The 18,690-nt window shown below is 37.2% G+C and carries 12 protein-coding genes; 5 read left to right on the forward strand and 7 right to left on the reverse strand.

Going from position 1 to position 18,690, the window contains the following annotated elements; genetic code table 11:
• Positions 1 to 13: 13 nt before the first annotated feature.
• Both ACEN25_RS01900 and ACEN25_RS01905 read right to left on the reverse strand, forming a co-directional pair.
• Complete coding sequence (locus ACEN25_RS01900) at positions 14 to 1,618, reverse strand: RagB/SusD family nutrient uptake outer membrane protein (protein WP_441801391.1); 1,605 nt, start codon at positions 1,616 to 1,618, stop codon at positions 14 to 16.
• 10 nt (positions 1,619 to 1,628) lie between these two features.
• Entirely contained in the window at positions 1,629 to 4,547 is a 2,919-nt protein-coding gene (locus ACEN25_RS01905) for a SusC/RagA family TonB-linked outer membrane protein (RefSeq protein WP_441801392.1), read from the reverse strand.
• A 223-nt stretch (positions 4,548 to 4,770) separates the two neighbouring features.
• Here ACEN25_RS01905 and ACEN25_RS01910 point away from each other — a divergent pair, with 223 nt between their 5' ends.
• Positions 4,771 to 5,787: a LacI family DNA-binding transcriptional regulator gene (locus ACEN25_RS01910; RefSeq protein WP_441801393.1), complete on the forward strand. Its 1,017-nt coding sequence runs from the start codon at positions 4,771 to 4,773 to the stop codon at positions 5,785 to 5,787.
• Positions 5,788 to 5,887: 100 nt separating this feature from the next.
• Positions 5,888 to 7,765: an alpha-amylase family protein gene (locus ACEN25_RS01915; protein ID WP_441801394.1), complete on the forward strand. Its 1,878-nt coding sequence runs from the start codon at positions 5,888 to 5,890 to the stop codon at positions 7,763 to 7,765.
• Here the strand turns inward: ACEN25_RS01915 and ACEN25_RS01920 are convergent.
• Positions 7,762 to 8,565: an MIP/aquaporin family protein gene (locus ACEN25_RS01920; protein WP_441801395.1), complete on the reverse strand. Its 804-nt coding sequence runs from the start codon at positions 8,563 to 8,565 to the stop codon at positions 7,762 to 7,764. The two genes, ACEN25_RS01915 and ACEN25_RS01920, sit on opposite strands and share 4 nt — an antisense overlap.
• A gap of 283 nt (positions 8,566 to 8,848) precedes the next feature.
• Here ACEN25_RS01920 and ACEN25_RS01925 point away from each other — a divergent pair, with 283 nt between their 5' ends.
• The gene (locus ACEN25_RS01925) at positions 8,849 to 10,600 is read left to right on the forward strand and encodes an FAD/NAD(P)-binding protein (RefSeq protein WP_441801396.1); all 1,752 of its coding nucleotides are present in this window, start codon (positions 8,849 to 8,851) and stop codon (positions 10,598 to 10,600) included.
• 1 nt (position 10,601) lies between these two features.
• Here the strand turns inward: ACEN25_RS01925 and ACEN25_RS01930 are convergent, their stop codons facing one another.
• Positions 10,602 to 11,063: a hypothetical protein gene (locus ACEN25_RS01930; protein ID WP_441801397.1), complete on the reverse strand. Its 462-nt coding sequence runs from the start codon at positions 11,061 to 11,063 to the stop codon at positions 10,602 to 10,604.
• 248 nt (positions 11,064 to 11,311) lie between these two features.
• Between ACEN25_RS01930 and ACEN25_RS01935 the strand changes: the two genes are divergently transcribed.
• Positions 11,312 to 12,850 (forward strand): YifB family Mg chelatase-like AAA ATPase, encoded by a 1,539-nt coding sequence (locus tag ACEN25_RS01935; protein ID WP_441801398.1) that lies wholly within the window; start codon positions 11,312 to 11,314, stop codon positions 12,848 to 12,850.
• A gap of 21 nt (positions 12,851 to 12,871) precedes the next feature.
• Here ACEN25_RS01935 and ACEN25_RS01940 read toward each other — a convergent pair whose 3' ends face one another.
• Complete coding sequence (locus ACEN25_RS01940; protein WP_441801399.1) at positions 12,872 to 13,597, reverse strand: SOS response-associated peptidase; 726 nt, start codon at positions 13,595 to 13,597, stop codon at positions 12,872 to 12,874.
• A gap of 399 nt (positions 13,598 to 13,996) precedes the next feature.
• Here ACEN25_RS01940 and ACEN25_RS01945 point away from each other — a divergent pair, with 399 nt between their 5' ends.
• Positions 13,997 to 16,867, forward strand: coding sequence for a M16 family metallopeptidase (locus ACEN25_RS01945; protein WP_441801400.1), 2,871 nt, complete (start codon positions 13,997 to 13,999; stop codon positions 16,865 to 16,867).
• A gap of 73 nt (positions 16,868 to 16,940) precedes the next feature.
• Here the strand turns inward: ACEN25_RS01945 and ACEN25_RS01950 are convergent, their stop codons facing one another.
• Positions 16,941 to 17,765, reverse strand: a complete 825-nt coding sequence (locus tag ACEN25_RS01950; protein WP_441801401.1) for a hypothetical protein — start codon at positions 17,763 to 17,765, stop codon at positions 16,941 to 16,943.
• Between the two features lie 77 nt (positions 17,766 to 17,842).
• A complete protein-coding gene (locus tag ACEN25_RS01955; protein WP_441801402.1) occupies positions 17,843 to 18,580 on the reverse strand; it encodes a hypothetical protein in 738 nt (245 codons plus the stop codon).
• Between the last annotated feature and the right edge of the window lie 110 nt (positions 18,581 to 18,690).

Below are 18,690 nucleotides of genomic sequence, written 5' to 3' on the forward strand. Positions count from 1 at the left end.
CGATTTTTAAATTCTAGTAACCTGCGTTTTGAGTCAGGTTAGCATTTGATGATAAACTTTGATTAGGTATAGGAAACAACTTTCTAAATTCAGGAATAGAAGTACCCGCTTGCGGACCACCTTTGTAAGACCATAAATAGTCGCTACCAGTGTATACTCCAAAACGTATAAGGTCTTGTCTTCTGTGACTTTCCCAATACAATTCTCTAGAACGCTCATCTAGTAAAAAGTCTAATGTAAGCTGTGCCTGAGTGATGTTTCCTGAGGTATTGCCAAAAGCGCGTTCTCTTAAATCGTTAACATACTCCAGAGCCAGAGCAGTAGAACCACCGCCACCACGTAGAGTTGCTTCAGCATACATAAGTAATACGTCTGCATATCTAAAAAGTGGGTAATCTGTATCTGTAAAAGTACGGTCACTACCAAAGCCTCCTGTAGAGGTACGGTTTGAGAATTTAGTTATTAAATACCCTTGTGCCGTGTTGCCCACATTATCTATTTCCATCGTACGATCTGCCGTAATTAAGGTATTACGTGCATCATTTTGATAAATAGGATTTGCAGTAAAAAGTCTTGAAAAATCTGGTCGTACTCTAAATAAACCACCAAAACCGGTAGCATTTACACCCAGGCTTTCACCGTTATTTTCTGGGACACCCACTTCTCCTTGAATGATGATTGTAGTACCACCGTAGTTTTGCGTATTAGTACCATCATTAGCAATGGGAAATATAATTTCGTTTTGCGCTCCGTTAGTGTCGTTATCTGCCATAAAATTGAACAGGTAATTAGAAGTCAAACTATAGCCACTGCTTATTAATGTTTCACATACCGAAACACAATCTGCATAACGCGGAGTACCGGTATATACTTCTGCATTTAAATACAGCTTTGCAAGTAACATATTAGCCACACCCTGATCTACACGGGCATATTCATTTTGTCTCGCAGCGATTAGATCGGGTAGTGCAGCAGTAAGTTCAGTTTCAATATAATTGAATAAATCTGCTCCTACTATTTCAGGAACCTGATCAAATCCTACAGCATCGTTTTCTGTTACTGAAGGTGCCTTACCAAACATATCTAACAAATGGTAGTTTGCTAATGCACGCAATACCCGTGCTTCTGCGCGGTACGTTTGTACGGTAGCAACAAGCTCTGTACTTTCGCCTCTTCCGCTTAAAGCCTCAGGAGTAGTTTGTCTTAAAAACTCATTAGCCAGTGCGATCTCATAAGATGCACGTGCAAATACTCCTAAAATTAGTGGGTTGTCTGAGCTCCAGCTGTTACGTTGCATTCCGCGTAAACCCGGGTCATTCTCATACGTCCAGATTACTTCATCTGTAGAAAGGTTTTGAAGATTGAATAACCCACGTATGTATTGACCTGTACCTGCATCAAGACCCGCAATGTTAGAACCTCCCGGATCATTGATACTGGTTAAACTTAAGTTTGCATAAACACCAGCAAGTGCTTGCTTATAGGCTCCTTCATTTTCAAAAAAGCCGTCTGCTAAAAGCTCATCATCATCTTCTGGAGTAACGTCCAGATCAGATTCGCAGGCAATGAATACTCCGCCCAGGAGTAGCATTAAAGCGAATGTTCTTAATTGTAGCATATTTTTAATATTAAAATCCATAATTCAGTCCGAATAAGAAAGTGCGTCCTCTTGGGAAAATTGTATCGTCCACACCATTATTAGTAATTTCAGGGTCAAGACCCGAGTAGTCAGTAATAACAAATACATTCTGAACGCCCGTCCAAAGTCTTAGCGTGCCTTTGCCCAGCTTATCAGCGTCAAAAGTGTAGCCTAAGGTAATGTTATCCATACGTAAGAAATCTGCATCTTCCAGATAATAATCAGATAAAATAACATCTGGTGTGTTTACAAAGTTGGTTTCTAAAACCTGTGTAGGTACGTTGTTTAAAACTGTTCTAAAAACATTACCGTATTGTGCGTTACCTGAATTTACGTTGTTGTAAATGTCATTTCCAAAACTTGCACGCAGGTTAAAACTGAAATCCCAATCTTTATAATTCATAGTAGATTGAAAACCCATTGTAACATCTGCGCGGCCATTACCTGCGATGTATTTATCTGCATCATTAAGAATACCATCACTATTTACATCTACATACGCACCTTCTATAGGAGCACCTGCAGTATCGTATAATTGTCTGTAAACAAAGAATGAGTTAGGAGCAAAACCTTCGCGTTGTACCTGTATTGTATTACCGGTACCACCAGATATACCTTGGGTTAAGATATCCTGACCAAAGGCCAAACGATTTATCTCACGGTCTATGTAAGTTGCATTGTAGTTTACATTCCAGTTAAAATTATCGTTAGAAACGACATTGTAGTCTATCACAAATTCGATACCCTGAGTTGTGAATTTTCCGATATTTTGAAAACCTTGATTGGAAAAGTTCACACCATCTGGCACAGGAGCCGACGAAAGTAAGTCATTAGATTCTTTACGGAAGAAATCAAGTGAACCATTAAGTTTTCCGTTGAAAAAACCATAGTCAAGACCTGCGTTGTATTCTGTAATTTCTTCCCATTTAATACCTGCATTTCTAAAGAAAGGCTGTCCTATCGTAAAAAACTGATTGCCAAACTGATATTGAGATCTGCTATCTCCTAAGCCATAACGAGATAAGTAGTCATATTGAGATGAGATATCCTGTTGACCGGTAATACCATAACCCAAACGTAATTTTAATAAACTTAACGTCTCAGATTCTTTTAAGAAATCTTCATCAGAAATCTGCCAGGCACCAGATACTGCAGGGAAATATCCAAAACGCTCTTCTGGTCCAAAACGAGAAGTACCATCACGACGTATAGAAGCACTTAAGAAATACTTACTCTTGTAATTGAAGTTACCGCGTAAAAAATAAGCTAATAAAACTACATCAGGATCTATGGTGTTTTCTGGAGGGGCCGCATTAGGGTCGCGTACGTTGTTTGTTGTAAAATTTTCATTCTCAAATATTTGGTACGAGTATCCTCCTGTAATTTCTGTGTTGAAATCTCCAAAAGCTTTGGTATGCACTAAATACGCATCAAATAAACGGTTAGAAGATTTAAAATCGGTATCAGAACGTTGTCCTAAGATTTCTCCTTCTTCAGCATTAGTACCTAATGCGCTGTTACGGTCTATTTCAAAGAAACGGTCTGATTGACTTTCATCTAAACCTAAATTTACTACAGCACGTAAAGGCTCATAGAATGGTAGTCTGTAATCAACTTTAAAGTTTCCGTAGTAACGACGCACACTAGCTACATTTTGCGTTTGCATTAATTGTGCAACCGGGTTACGGGGTACATTCCCTAAAATACGACCATTAGCACCTGTGTATTCGTAGAATCCGCCATATTGAGAGTTAGGATCGTAAATAGGTTGAGTAGGGTTAAACTGTAGTGCATTACTTTCTATTTCTGGTGCAAATTGATTACGCTCAAAGTTTAAGTTCGCATTAAAATCGATCTTTAAATCTCCGTCAAAAAAACGTGGGTTTAAAGAAAGAGAAGTAGTTGTACGTTCAAAAGAAGAAGTTTTACGTAAACCTTCCTGATCTGCATAGCCTACAGAAAGACGCGCTGGTAAATTCTCTGCAAGACTCCCACTTACTGATAGGTTGTGCTGTGAAGAAAATGCATCACGATAAATAGCATCTTGCCAGTCTGTATTTGCATTACCTAATAAACCTACACGATCTGGGAAACGCTCTGTAACTAAACTACGGAATTCTGATGCGCTAAAAACGTCAATCTTATCGGTTAGACGTGATACACTTGCCTGGCTGTCAAAGTTTACTTTTAAGCCTTGTTTTCCTTTTTTAGTAGTAATAATAATAACCCCATTTGCACCACGGTTACCATAAATAGCCGCTGCAGAAGCATCTTTTAAAACTGAAAACGATTCTATATCTGCCGGGTTAATCGAGGAAATGATAGATCGTGTACCGTTTGCAACATTGCTTACCGGCAAACCATCAATTACAATTAACGGATCATTAGAAGCATTTAATGATGCTCCTCCACGTATTCTAATTTCAGAGTTAGATCCCGGTGAACCTCCTGTATTTACCGTAAGACCAGCTACTCTACCGTTAAGTAAGTTTTCTGCCGTTACGTTATTACCTTTATTGAAATCATCTTCACCTATAAGAGCTACAGATCCCGTAAGATCTTTTTTAGTGGTAGTACCATACCCTACAACTACCACAGCATCAAGTTCTGAAGCATCCTCAGTAAGCGATACATCTATGGTACCCTGACCCGTAAACGGTATCGTTTGCGTTCTAAAACCCAAATACGAGAAGCTAATTTTGGATCCCTGGTTTACACCAGATAGGGTGAATTTACCATCAAAATCTGTTGTGGTACCATTTGTAGTGCCTTCTACAATGACATTTACACCGGGCACCGGTTGTTGCAGTGTTGCGTCAACTACAGTTCCACTTACTATAGATTGCGCAATCGTTGTAATGGGCAATAATAGTAAGAGAAAAAGTGTTCTTTTAAATAACATTTTCATAAAATTGTTTGAATTGATCTTTAGTTTTTTTGAATAGTGTCTGTTTTACTTTTATTATTTAACACGACAAACTTACCTAAAGTAGAATGTTAATATTGTTGTATGAAATGTTAATGCTGACTACTCTAACGTTTTCGTGTTGACAAGTTTTTTATGCCAAAAATGGTTAACTTTTATTCAGAATTTTAAATAAACCCCATATTTGGGCAGAAGTGATTCTAATATGAAAAGAAAAATAACCCTTAAAGATATTGCTAAAGAACTTGACATTTCTATCTCTACCGTATCAAAAGCGTTAAAAAATAGTTCTGAGATAGGGCAGGATACCCGAGATAAAGTACAGGCTTTTGCAAAACTTTATAATTACAAACCAAATAACATTGCAGTAAGTCTTCAAAATAGCAGAACCAAGCATATAGCTCTTTTTATACCCGAAATCGTACACGATTTTTTTACAACAGTGTTAAAAGGAGTCGAAGAGGTTGCTCATAAGAACGGCTATAATGTATTAGTATGTGTATCTAATGAGTCTTTTGAGAAAGAGGTATTGAGTATGGAAATGTTTGCTCGCGGCGGTATTGTTGACGGCTTTATCATTTCGTTATCTAAAGAAACGCAGCTGAAGGAAGATTACAATCACCTTATTGAAATTGAAAATCAAGGGATGCCGCTGGTTATGATCGATAGAATTACAGATAAAGTAATTTCAGATAAGGTAATTGTTGATGATATGCGGGGGTCGTATACTGCAATAAGTCATTTAATAAATCAAGGGCGTAAGAACATTGCCTTGATCACCACCGAAGATTATATAAGTGTTGGCTCTTTACGCACTAAAGGATATAAAAAAGCTTTGGCAGATCACGATATGGTTTTAGACGATAGTCTTATTTTAACCATAGAAAATATAGATGAAGCGGATACCGTAATTCAGAATTTTATAGACACTACTACATTTGATGCCGTACTTGGTGTCAACGAAATTTTTGCGGTAATTACTATGAAACTGTTACAGAATCAAGGTAAACGTATTCCCGAAGATGTAGCGATAATAGGTTTTTCTGACGGAAAATTATTGCAATATGCAACCCCGGCAATAACGGCGGTAAATCAGCACGGGGATGAGATGGGCAAGGCAGCAGCACAAATGCTTATAGATAGGCTGGAGTGTGATAAGGAGGCAGAAAATTATAAAACAACCGTAATTACAACCACATTAATTGAGCGAGAGTCTACCTAAATTGTAATAAGCTAGGTATTTTATACATAGAACACTCAAAAGAGCCAGACCCACACGCTAATTTCAGTAAAAATGAATTTAAATAGTAGATTATTCTAAAATGATTCGAAATTCACTACTTCTTATACTTATCTTGAACTTATTTTTTAGTTGTAAAACTGAAACTATCGTACAATCTGACGCAACCATGAAAACCCAAAGCACACCTCAAAAAGAAGTTGTTTATCACGTATTTACACGCCTTTTTGGAAATACCAATACCACAAACAAACCGTGGGGAACACTTGAAGAAAACGGGGTAGGGAAGTTTAATGATTTTGATACTAAAGCGCTTAATGAAATAAGGGATCTGGGGGCGACTTATATCTGGTACACCGGAGTACCGCATCACGCGGTAATTACAGATTATACGGCTTATGGTATTTCTAATGATGATCCTGATGTGGTTAAGGGTAGAGCAGGTTCACCTTATGCAGTAAAAGATTATTATCAGGTAGATCCTGATATGGCCGTAAATCCTTTAAAACGATTAGAAGAATTTGAAGCCCTTGTAAAACGTACGCATAAGGCCGGCTTAAAAGTTATCATCGATATCGTTCCCAATCACGTGGCCCGTAAGTACGAAAGTTTAAATACACCGGCCTATACATCAGCTTTTGGGTCTAACGATGATACTAGCATGTCTTACAAACGTGATAATGATTTTTATTATATACCCGGTGAAGATTTTAAAGTCCCTAACTGGCAGCATGGTTACTTGCCTTTAGGTGGCGAGCAACATAGTCTTGCAGATGGGAAATTTAAAGAATCTCCAGCAAAATGGACCGGTAACGGAAGCCGTGCTGCTCAACCCGATCAAAATGATTGGTATGAGACTGTAAAAATTAACTACGGAATTTGGCCCGATGGTGGAATCGATTTTGAACCGCTTCCTGAAGATGCAGGACACTGGGATATCGCTCAACATCAGGAATTCTGGAAAAATAAGGACGTACCTTCTAGCTGGGTTAAATTTAAAGAAATCGCACTTTTTTGGACTGAAAAAGGAATTGATGGGTTTCGGTTTGATATGGCCGAAATGGTACCTGTAGAATTCTGGAGCTATATGAATTCTGCAATAAAAACCAAAAACCCGGATGCATTTCTACTTGCTGAGGTTTATAATCCGTCCTTATACAGAGATTACATTTTTAAAGGAAAAATGGATTACCTCTATGATAAAGTAGAATTGTATGATACGATAAAGCATATTATGCAAGGTCACGGAAGTACAGATCATATTGCACCCATTTTAAATGAGCAGCAAGACATTGCTGTTAACATGTTGCACTTTCTTGAAAACCACGACGAGCAGCGTATTGCAAGTCCTGAGTTTGCAGGTAACGCAGAAAAGGGGAAGCCTGCAATGGTTGTTTCAGCATTGATTAGTACATCACCTACAATGATTTATTTTGGACAGGAACTGGGAGAACCAGCCGCAGAAAATCTAGGTTTTGGTGACCCTTCACGAACTTCAATTTTTGATTATGGAAGCGTACCTTCGGTAGTACGCTGGGTTAACAATAAAAAATTTGATGGTGGCCAATCTACAGATGATGAGCGCCAATTGCGTGATTTTTATAAGCGCCTATTGAATTTCAGTATAACTAATTCTGCTATAACAGGTGAATATGCAGATATTCACGCCCACAACAGACAATATACCGAATGGTACAATGATAGAGTGCATTCATTTGTACGCTGGTCTGATACTGATAAATTGGTTGTGGTAACCAATTTTGATGCTCATGCTAGCTTTGGGTTTGAGCTTCAGCTTCCGAAGTATATTATAGAAATCTGGGGATTAAATGAAGGCGAATATGAGATGACAGATCAACTGTACAGTACGCAAAAAGGGATTTTAAAAGTTACTAATGAGCGTGCAACAATGCGTGTTGATATAAAACCTTTAGAATCGTTTGTTTTTAAGCTAAATTAAAGGGTATTAGGTTGGTCATGTTTCATAATAGGATCAACTACTTTGCAAAAGAATAATGCTGCTGCAGTACTTCCTAAACAGGGAGCGAGTATGTAAACCCAAAAGAATCCAAAGGAATCATCGGGAAATGCTGCATTTCCCCATCCTGTTAAGTACGCTACCATTCGCGGCCCAAAATCACGGGCAGGATTAATTCCTGCTTGTGTTAAATGAGCAATAAGGCATATGATTATGGTAACGGTTAAACCTATAAAAACAGGGGCAAGGGTGTCGTGAGGTCTTCCTATATTTGAACCTTCAGTAAAACCGAATATAAATAACATCAGTAAAAAAGTTCCGAAGCCTTCTGTAAAAATTGCTAAGGGCATACTCACTGTAGCACCACCGGGAACACTATAAAATTCTCCAAACATCTTTGCAGTTTGCCAGCTTTCGGCACTGCCTCGCACAATCGTATTCGCCGCTTCAAAAGTCTCTATAGAGGGATTAAATAACAGAAACAAAACCCAACCTGCTGCAAAAGCACCTAAAACTTGAGCAATTACATAAGGAATAAGTTTTTTTGACGGCATACGCTTACTAATCACCATTGCCAGAGTTACCGCAGGATTTAAGTGCGCATTAGATAAATGTCTGGTTAAGTAAATTGCCAGCATTACTGAAATCCCCCAGGCGATGGCAATTTGTAATATACTTTGATACCCGTTAAAAAGAACAGCCACAGCTACAGACCCAATACCGAATAATACCATTACAAAAGTTCCTAAAACTTCGCCTAAAATTTCTCTTTTATTAATCATCTATTGGTTTGTTGGTTGTATGCAGTTCTAAGAGCTAATTTAATATTAGTTCTTTAAGTCATCGTTTTATTTACGAAAATAATTAGTTAATAGGTTTTTAATTACTTAAAATATTTGAAAATTATCTATAGAACTGAAAATTCTATAAATAATAGAAAAACGGGATTATTAGTAAAATCTTAGCATTAATGACCATTTTCTAGGCCCTAAACCGGTTGATAGTATTGTATTTTTAAGCAATTGCTTTTGCAATTGAAAAGAATTAATGATTTAAACATTTAGCGTGTCAAATATCAAAACTATTGCAATTATAGGAATAGGACCTCGCGGTCTTGCAGCACTTGAAGCCCTATATATTGATAAACAAGAGAAAGCTTTAAAAACTAAACTAAATGTTCTCTTGTTTGAGGAGGCTGCGTATCCCGGCGCCGGTAAAATTTGGAGTCCGCAGCAAGTAGTTACAAATTTATCGAATATAAGTGAAGGCCATCTTAGCGCCGGTTTACAGGGAAGACCAGAGATACGATTTGACAATTTATATATTGCGAGCTTTCCTGGTTATCAGGAATGGATTACCACTGATGCTGATGAAATTAAAACTGCTGCGGTAGATTACTTTCCACCACGTGCGAAGTTAGGTGCTTATTTAAACGCACGTTTTGAGTTGATTAAAAACGCGTTGTTGGGTGCAGATTGTGTCACACTAATCGCTAACAAAGTGACTCACGTAGAAACAACAATAACAGGTTGTTTGATTACCGATGAAACACATAAAAAATACCATGCAGATGAAGTTGTCTTAACTATAGGTCATCAGGCTACACAACTATCAGACCAACTCAATGCCTGGGAAAAGCATACCCAAGAATTTTCTCATTTGAAGTTATATAAAGATCCTTACCCCGTGGGCGCACTAGAAACCGAAACTATAACACCAGATGCGGTTGTAGCGCTTAGAGGTTTTGGGTTGTCTATGGTAGATCAGGTACGGGCATTAACTCTGGGTTTTGAAGGCACCTTTACAATTTCTGAAAATGGTTTGAAATTTAAATATCATCCTTCGGCAACGGCTCCTAAAAAGCTAATTGTATTTTCATTAGATGGATTACCACCGGCACCAAAACCGGTAAATTCTGCCATTGACAGTTGGTTTGAGCCCACTGTTGATGAATTTGCACGTTTTAGAGATGAATTAGATTCTGCCTTAAAAAAGCCAGAACTCATTAAAGATGCTACATTTTTAATAAAAGCTTTAGCAACGCTTACAGCTTCAGTATTTAAACGTTTGGCGCATAAAGCTCGACCTTGTAGTATTGATAAAATTCATTTAGAACAGCTGGTAGAAGCTGTTATACGAAAAACTGAAATTAGTCATTCACTTGTATTAGATCAAAATCTTCCTGTTCTTGATCAAATGGTAATGCTTGTGGAGATGGCTTTTGGTAAACAGAAAATAAGTCTCGATTATTGTTTGGGACAGGTTTGGCGTTATGCTCTAGGCATTTTGTATCACGATTATACGCATCTCGATATTTCTGATGTTGCGATGATAGACATTGTAAGCTATATAGAGGCTAGTAAACGCTATTCTTACGGCCCGCCGGTAGCAAGTTTGCAGCAACTTATAGCTGTGGCAGAGGCTGGAATTTTAGATTTAGATTTTGCAGAAAATCCTGAAATTAAATTGACTCCACAGGGATGGGAATTAATTAAAGATGGTAAAAAAACTACTGCAGGTGTAATGGTAAATTCGGTAATAGATCCACCACAATTAATTGCAGTTAATAGTCCCGTAGTACAACATTTACTAGATGATCATAAAGTAGACGCTGTAAGTTATAAATTAGGTTTGCACACACTTCAAGATGGCAGAATAATTAGTAGTGCAGGAAATTCAAATCAACATATCTCACTTTTAGGAAGACTTGCAAAAGGCAGTGTAATAGGAGTAGATGATCTAATTGAGTGTTTTGGCGAGCCGGCCAAAAAATGGGCTGAGGGCGTTCTAAATCGCACAGCAAAAAAAGAAAATTAAGTTAACAATTTAGATTAGGATTGGGATTGTGTTCTAAAGTTTCCCCATAATGCAAATACCAGTCTATAATCCTATTGGTGATGTAATCATAGGGTGCATCGTGTGTATAAGGAGCCTGGGCATTATTTAATAAATCTAACTCGGCATTGATTCCCTGTATTTTTTCCTCGGAAAAAAGAGTTGGGTCTGTTAATTTACTTCTTAAATAATCAACAAGCAAACCATGACATTGATTATTAAAATTTCCATTTCCGTTGCGCTGTGCTTCATCTCGAAGTTTTTCTATGGCTCGTAATAACTCCCCCTGTACAAATTTTGCCTGCCCCGATTGCGGTACATAATGTTCCCATATGTATTTTCCTTTTTCTGCATACTCAGCTTCTGTTAGTTGTTGCCCATTGCCAGAAAAACTAGAAAAAAGCGAGAATAAAATAAGTGTCGTGAATGTGGCAGGTTGAGTCATTAGAGAAGGCTTTTGGTTAAATTATATATGCTAGTTGGCGAATTCTTAAGATACGTAAAAGTCTTTAATTGTCGTTGATAACTTTATGTATAATAGATTAATGAATTTATAATGTAATTATGAGTTTTATTTCTTTTTTAATTATGCTGAATATTACATAAACTTTATAATTCAGATTTTATTTTGTTGAAAATTAGGTTGGTATAGTTAAAAATTATGTTGTTTCTTTAGAAAACCAACTTAAAGTTATGCTTACAAAGGTTTATGGATCAGCAGTTTTCGGCGTAGAAGCGACAACAATAACGGTCGAGGTACACATAGATAAAGGAATAGGTTATCATCTGGTAGGACTTCCCGATAATGCGATTAAAGAGAGTAATTACCGAATCGCCGCAGCGCTGCAAAACAATAATCTCAAAATTCCCGGAAAGAAAATCACACTCAATATGGCTCCTGCAGATATGCGGAAGGAGGGAAGTGCTTACGATCTTACGTTAGCCATAGGTATTCTTGCGGCCAGCGGACAAATTAATGCTGAACATCTGGATGAATACATTATTATGGGAGAGCTGTCATTAGACGGAAGCTTACAACCCATACGTGGAGCCTTGCCTATTGCGATTAAAGCACAGGAAGAAGGTTTTAAAAAATTTCTTTTACCCAGCCAGAATGCCCGTGAGGCCGCTATCGTTAAAGATCTTGAGGTTTATGGCATCGATTCTATTTCTCAGGTAATAGACCATTTTGATACGGGTGCAGAACTTGAGCGCACTATCGTAGATACCCGCAATGAATTTTTTAATGCCTTAGAACATCCTGACTTTGACTTTGCCGATGTGAAAGGTCAGGAATCAATTAAACGCTGTATGGAAATTGCTGCTGCCGGAGGACATAATATAATTTTAATAGGTCCGCCGGGAGCAGGTAAAACGATGTTGGCAAAACGTTTGCCATCCATATTACCGCCTATGACTTTAAGGGAAGCATTAGAAACAACAAAAATTCATAGCGTTTCCGGAAGAATGCGGGAAAATGTAGGACTTATGGCACAACGGCCGTTTCGCAGTCCGCATCATACGATTTCAGATGTCGCATTAGTAGGTGGTGGAGCCTACCCGCAACCCGGCGAAATTTCCTTATCGCATAATGGTGTTTTGTTTCTTGACGAGTTACCCGAATTTAAACGCACCGTTCTTGAGGTAATGCGACAACCTCTTGAAGACCGTGAAGTCACGATTTCAAGAGCAAAATTTACCGTAACCTATCCCAGTAGTTTTATGCTGGTAGCGAGTATGAACCCAAGTCCGGGAGGGTATTTTAATGATCCCAGTGCACCGGTAACCAGTACTCCCGCAGAAATGCAGCGCTATTTAAGTAAAGTAAGCGGTCCGCTTTTAGACCGTATAGATATTCATATAGAAGTAACACCCGTACCTTTTGATAAACTTTCAGACGAGCGTAGAGCAGAAAGTAGTGTAGATATTAGAAAACGGGTAACCGCAGCACGCGAGTTGCAAACAAAACGGTTTAAAGAGAATAGTAGTGTACATTACAACGCACAAATGAGCGTTAAACAAATAAGAACCTACTGTGCACTTGATGAAAACTCCAAAAATTTACTGAAATCGGCTATGGAAAAACTCAATCTTTCGGCTCGCGCTTATGACCGTATTTTAAAAGTGTCTAGAACAATAGCAGATTTAGAAGCTTCAGAAAATATTGAAAGCCACCATATTAGTGAAGCGATTCAATACAGAAGTTTGGATCGTGAAGGTTGGTTAGGCTAGCAAAAACAGGTTTTTAATTTATCAAAACAAAGTTGTTTTCTCAACCGGTTGTATAGCTTTCGCTACATTGGCATCAATATTCTTTTGATATATCATATTACTTACCGGGTAGGCATCAAATTTTGTTCTGGTAAAGCCATCATTTAATAAATCCTTCAGTGTTTTTTCGTTGTGAGAATCACTTAACCAATCGGTATATAATTCAGAATCTAGCACTAGAGGCATTCTTTTTTTCTTATTGTGTACTTCAGCAAAAAAATCATTCGCTTCAGTTGTCAGGATGGTGCAGCTATAAGAATCATCATCGATTTCAGCATATAGCCCGGCAAACAAGAATAATTTTCGGCCATCATCACCCTCTTCATCAGAGGGTTGATAACAAAAATAGGGAGTAGGCTTTCCGTTAATATGATGAGGTTCAAAAAAACCATCAGCCAGTATTAAACAGCGTTTTTCTAATAGAGAATGTTTGAAGGTATTTGATTTAAATATTGATTCGCTTCTCGCATTAAGCGTATTGTATTTTTTCTGAAATTCAGGGATATTATTTAAACCGTAAGCCGGAATTAAACCCCACATTGCCGGATAAATTTTTTCCTTTTCATCCATCTTAATTATTTGAAGGTTTCCATGACTAAAGCCATTTAAATGATAATAAGGTTGATATTCTAAGGGTATTTCAAATGTTTTATCTAAAACCTCTTCAATACGTTTCTTGGTTTTGGTTAATGCCGAAGCGTTACACATATCACAATATTTTAATCATTTAACGTTTTTAATTGATACAAGTAAATTACAAATCATATAGCAACTTTTAAGATTAAATTTTTTGAATTTAATGATTTAAAGCTCCCATTTTCGCTCAGGAATAATGTATTCTTGCGGCAGACGTCTATAGTTTGATTTTTAAGATTGCCAGAAGGATTAATTGATTAGGAACTTAATATAACAAAGCAATTTAAAAGTACTTTGATGATGAGGCAAGAATAGCGCCGGCAATATGGTTTTGATTTTACATAAAATTTAGTCTTTTTGATACTTTGTTATAAATAGTTTAAGGATTTTGTAACTTAACATCGTTAAATGCGTCATTTATAACAAATTAAAATGATCTCTTTAAATTTTATTAATCAAAAACGAATATCTATGATCAAAACTAAATGGACACCGATAGCATTAATGTTGTCTTTGTTTGTGGTTTCACTTGTTTCCTGCGATGATAAAGCAGAAAAAAATGAGGATATCGCAGAGGCGAAGTTATCTATCGATTATGAGAAGTACGAACTTGAAAATGGCTTAAATGTTGTTTTACATCAAGACACCAGTGATCCCATTGTTTCTGTAGCAATTCAATATGGTGTGGGGTCTAACCGTGAGAAAAAAGGGCGTACCGGTTTTGCTCATTTATTTGAGCATATGCTTTTTCAAGAGTCAGAAAATGTACCTCAGGATCAATTCTTTAAAACTATACAAGATGCCGGAGGTACCCTAAATGGGGGTACCTGGCAAGATGGTACGATTTATTATGAAGTTGTTCCTAACAATGCCTTAGAAACCGTTTTATGGTTAGAATCAGATCGTATGGGATTCTTAATTAATACCGTTACAGAATCTGCATTTGCAAACCAGCAGGAAGTGGTTCAAAACGAAAAGCGTCAGCGCGTTGATAATAACCCCTACGGTCATACGAGTTGGGTAATTGATAAAAATTTATTTCCAGACGGCCACCCATACAGTTGGCAGGTTATTGGTGAACTAGAAGATTTACAAAATGCTACCGTAGCAGATGTTAAAGAGTTTTACGATAAGTATTACGGTCCTAATAATGCCACTTTGGTAATTGCAGGAGATTTTGACAATGCTAAAGCAAAAGAGCTTGTAGAAAAGTATTTTGGGGAAATTAAAAAACGCCAGGAAGTTGCACCTCTAGAAGTTCAAAATGTTTCATTAGCCGTTACAAAACGTTTATATCATGAAGATAATTTTGCAACGGCACCTCAGCTTAATATGGTGTGGCCGGCAGTTGAGCAGTATACAGATGATGCATATGCGCTTGATTTTTTAGGCGAAATATTATCAGACGGAAAAAACGCACCCTTATATCGTGTTTTGGTAGAAGATATGGAGGTGACCTCACAACCTTATGCCTGGAATGGAGCAGACCAAATTGCCGGAAAGTTTAGAATTTCAGTAACTGCTAATTCTAGTGTTGACCTGGATAGTGTAGAAACCGGTATCAATAAAGCTTTTGCTCTGTTTGAAAAAGAAGGAGTTAAAGAAAGTGATATTGAGCGAATTAAAGCAGGGCAGGAAACCGAATTTTATAACGGTATTAGTAGTGTACTGGGTAAATCATTTCAGCTTGCTCAATATGATGTTTTTGCAGGTGATCCTAACTTTATCGAACAAGACATTCAGAATATTAAAGAGGTTACTGCAGCAGATGTAATGCGTGTTTATGAGAAATATATAAAAGGTAAACCATTTATTTTAACCAGTTTTGTTCCTAAAGGCCAACTAGAGCTCATTGCTGAGAATTCTGAAAAAGCTGAAGTTGTCGAGGAAGAAATTACTGAAAATGTAAAGACAGAAATCGTAGAATCTGATAAAGTTATTGAAAAAACACCTTCAAAATTTGATCGATCTGTACCACCGGCAATGGGTGAAACTCCAAAATTAAATATCCCAGATTCCTGGACCGCTAATTTGCCAAACCAGATGGAAGTGTATGGTATTGTTCAAAATGAGTTGCCTCTAGTAAATTTCAGTCTTGTAATAGATGGTGGACACTTACTGGACGATCCTCAAAAGAATGGTGTAGCAAACCTTATGACCGATATTTTAATGGAAGGTACTGCTACTAAAACGCCACTTGAATTAGAAGAAGCGATAGATCGCCTGGGGGCTAGTATTTATATGTACACGACTAATGAATCTATTGTTATACGCGGAAATACATTAGCTCGTAATTATGAGAAAACGATGGCGCTCGTAGAAGAGATTTTATTACAGCCCCGTTGGGATGAGAAAGAATTTGAGCGTATTAAAACAAGCACTATTAATGGGATTAAACGTTCTGATGCAAATCCTGAAGTAATTGCTAACCGTGTATATAATAAAATGCTTTATGGTGAAAATCACCCATTAGCACAACCTACCTCAGGAACAGTGGCATCTGTTGAAACGATTACTATTCAGGATCTTAAGAATTACTATAATGCCTATTTCTCACCTTCGGTTAGTAAATTTCATATTGTAGGTGATATTTCAGAAAATAAGGCACTAGCAGCGCTTGACGGACTTAAGAAAAATTGGGAAGCAAAAGAGGTTACAATTCCAGAATTTCCTATTGCTAATAACAGAGATAAAGCCTCTCTTTATTTTGTAGACGTACCTAATGCTAAGCAATCTGTTATAAATATAGGATACATCACAATGCCGCGTACAGATGCAGATTTTTATGCTGCTGAGGTTATGAATTATAAGCTGGGAGGCTCCTTTTCTGGTAATGTGAACCTTGTTTTACGTGAAGAGAAAGGATACACCTATGGAGCACGTTCGGGCTTTAGCGGAACGAAAATACCGGGAACCTTTACTGCATCATCAAGTGTACGTACTAATACCACCGGAGAGTCTGTAGGTATTTTTAAAGATGAGATTGCCAAGTATAAATCTGGTATTTCTCAAGAAGATCTTGATTTTACTAAAAATGCCCTGATTAAGTCAAATGCGCGTCGTTTTGAAACTCAAGGTTCATTATTAGGAATGTTACAAGAGCGCAGTGCTTATGGTCTAGATGCTAATTATATTGAGAAAGAAGAGTCAACTATTAACAATATGACTTTAGAGCAGCACAAACAATTGGCCAATAAATATCTGGATGAGTCTAAAATGGCTTATCTGGTTGTAGGTGATGCAGCAACACAATACCAGCAATTTAAGAATATGGGTTTTGATGAAGTTGTACTACTTGATAAAGATGGTAAAGAAGTTAAACTTGAAGAAATTAAAAAATAAAAGATCAAAACAGTCTCAACTAAAAACCCGCTAAACAATAAGTTTAGCGGGTTTTTTATGTTTTAAAATCAGATTATCCCTGAGGCCATTCTACGGTAAACTTAATTTCAAGATCTATAGAATCATCCTTAAGTGTAATGACTTTGGGTCGTGTTGTAGCATAGGTTTTAAGATCTACAATCCGATAATCCGGGAAATCAGGAATTAAAGATTGCGCGATATTTCCGCCATCGTCATCAGCAAGACCTATCCTAATTTCTTTATTTAAATCGATGTACAAATTTTCTTCAGTTAAATCAAAAAACAGATTAGATTGATTTTGACGGGATTCTGAAATGTACCACCGGTACATTGTGTAGTCTGTACCTCCAAAGCGGTCGTTAAGTTTTGATTTTAAAAGACCAATCCCTACATCTGCAAGTCTGTTTACATCTGTATCTGCAAACTCTGGGTCCCAGGTTTGATCTTTTTTATAAAACGAAATCACTTCCGCAGAAAGAATACGTACTGCATTGCCACGGGTTACGGTTATGGTTTCACTAAACGGCACCACCTGACCGTAAATGTCTGTGACTTTAAACTCTAATTTACGGGTTCCCAGAGTGGCATAACTGAAATATAATTTTACCTGAGTACCCTGTCCTTCTGGTTCACTAGTTTCTCTTGCCGTATACGAAGCTCCTCCATCATCTGTAACTTCAACTTCTTTGATAGAATTAGAGGTTGTAATTTCAGCTTCGAGTATATAATCTATAAATGGAGTAGCGGTATTAGTAGTTATTTGCACACGGAGTGCAGGATTTTGCGTTTCAGGATTTTCATCATCAGAGCTTGCAGTATCACAGGATGTGATCGCCAAAGGAAGTAAAACAAGAAAATACAATGCTTTTAGGTTCATAATAAGAGGTCTTAAATTTTAGACGAAAAGTACTATTTAAATGCATTCTCTTTTCAGTAGGCATAAAATTTTAAGTTTTATTTGTCACCCATTAAAGCTTCTCCCTTAACCAGCCAGCTAAAGCCAAAGCATTCTACCGCAAGAGCTTCCATCCAGAAGGTAAGTTTATAATTATCGTAAAATTCCTCATTAATTAAATTTAATGTGCCTAGCAAAATAACCACTATAGCTGCCAGCATTAGAATTCCGCAGATGCGATAAACACGGTTGCGACGTACTTTTTCAATACAGCGTTTTCCTTTTGGTGTATCAGATTTTACAAATAGAAATAGCGACATAAAGGCCAGGGAAAGTAAAAAAACAGCAGCAGAAAAATAATGAAACAGGGAGCGCCAGCCTTCGGTCTGTTCTTCAAAATACGTTACTGCATAAGGTATAGTGACATCACAACAGGTTGTTGCCAGGTTTGTAGTAGGAAAAAATGCAACACAGAGTGCAAAAAAACCTGCTATATTAGAAACCCAGAAGTCTATACGCTCTTCACCGCTATAAACGATTAAGAAAATACCTATAAGGCTTACTATTACTGTAAACAGGGTAGAAGCTCTGGTAAAATAATAATGACTAATAGATTCTAAAGGACCGTGAAGTTCAAAAAAGGTTAAGGATATAGCTAGTAATAAAATGGGAAGAAGCATTCCTGCGGTGCCTACAATTTTACGCAAGGTTTTGCCTTGATGCAGCCAGACTCCATTATCAGTATTGTAATTTAAATGGAGTGATTTGTATATTTTATTCGGTTTTCTGGAGTTCATGACGGTATAAATATTAGCTTAACACCTCTAAATTAAGATTTTAATCATTTTAGTTACGCGTATTCTTCAATCTGTTTTTATATCTGTATCGTTTCTTGTAACGCAGCATT

The sequence above is a fragment of the Leeuwenhoekiella sp. W20_SRS_FM14 genome, from assembly GCF_052119605.1.
Lineage (GTDB): Bacteria > Bacteroidota > Bacteroidia > Flavobacteriales > Flavobacteriaceae > Leeuwenhoekiella.

Excerpts from the sequence above, each read along its gene's own strand:
- ACEN25_RS01905 (WP_441801392.1), bottom strand. The coding sequence starts at position 4,547 with ATGAAAATGTTATTTAAAAGAACACTTTTTCTCTTACTATTATTGCCC.
- ACEN25_RS01910 (WP_441801393.1), top strand. The coding sequence starts at position 4,771 with ATGAAAAGAAAAATAACCCTTAAAGATATTGCTAAAGAACTTGACATT.
- ACEN25_RS01950 (WP_441801401.1), bottom strand. The coding sequence starts at position 17,765 with ATGAACCTAAAAGCATTGTATTTTCTTGTTTTACTTCCTTTGGCGATC.
- ACEN25_RS01920 (WP_441801395.1), bottom strand. The coding sequence starts at position 8,565 with ATGATTAATAAAAGAGAAATTTTAGGCGAAGTTTTAGGAACTTTTGTA.
- ACEN25_RS01915 (WP_441801394.1), top strand. The coding sequence starts at position 5,888 with ATGATTCGAAATTCACTACTTCTTATACTTATCTTGAACTTATTTTTT.
- ACEN25_RS01955 (WP_441801402.1), bottom strand. The coding sequence starts at position 18,580 with ATGAACTCCAGAAAACCGAATAAAATATACAAATCACTCCATTTAAAT.
- ACEN25_RS01935 (WP_441801398.1), top strand. The coding sequence starts at position 11,312 with ATGCTTACAAAGGTTTATGGATCAGCAGTTTTCGGCGTAGAAGCGACA.
- ACEN25_RS01930 (WP_441801397.1), bottom strand. The coding sequence starts at position 11,063 with ATGACTCAACCTGCCACATTCACGACACTTATTTTATTCTCGCTTTTT.
- ACEN25_RS01900 (WP_441801391.1), bottom strand. The coding sequence starts at position 1,618 with ATGCTACAATTAAGAACATTCGCTTTAATGCTACTCCTGGGCGGAGTA.
- ACEN25_RS01940 (WP_441801399.1), bottom strand. The coding sequence starts at position 13,597 with ATGTGTAACGCTTCGGCATTAACCAAAACCAAGAAACGTATTGAAGAG.
- ACEN25_RS01945 (WP_441801400.1), top strand. The coding sequence starts at position 13,997 with ATGATCAAAACTAAATGGACACCGATAGCATTAATGTTGTCTTTGTTT.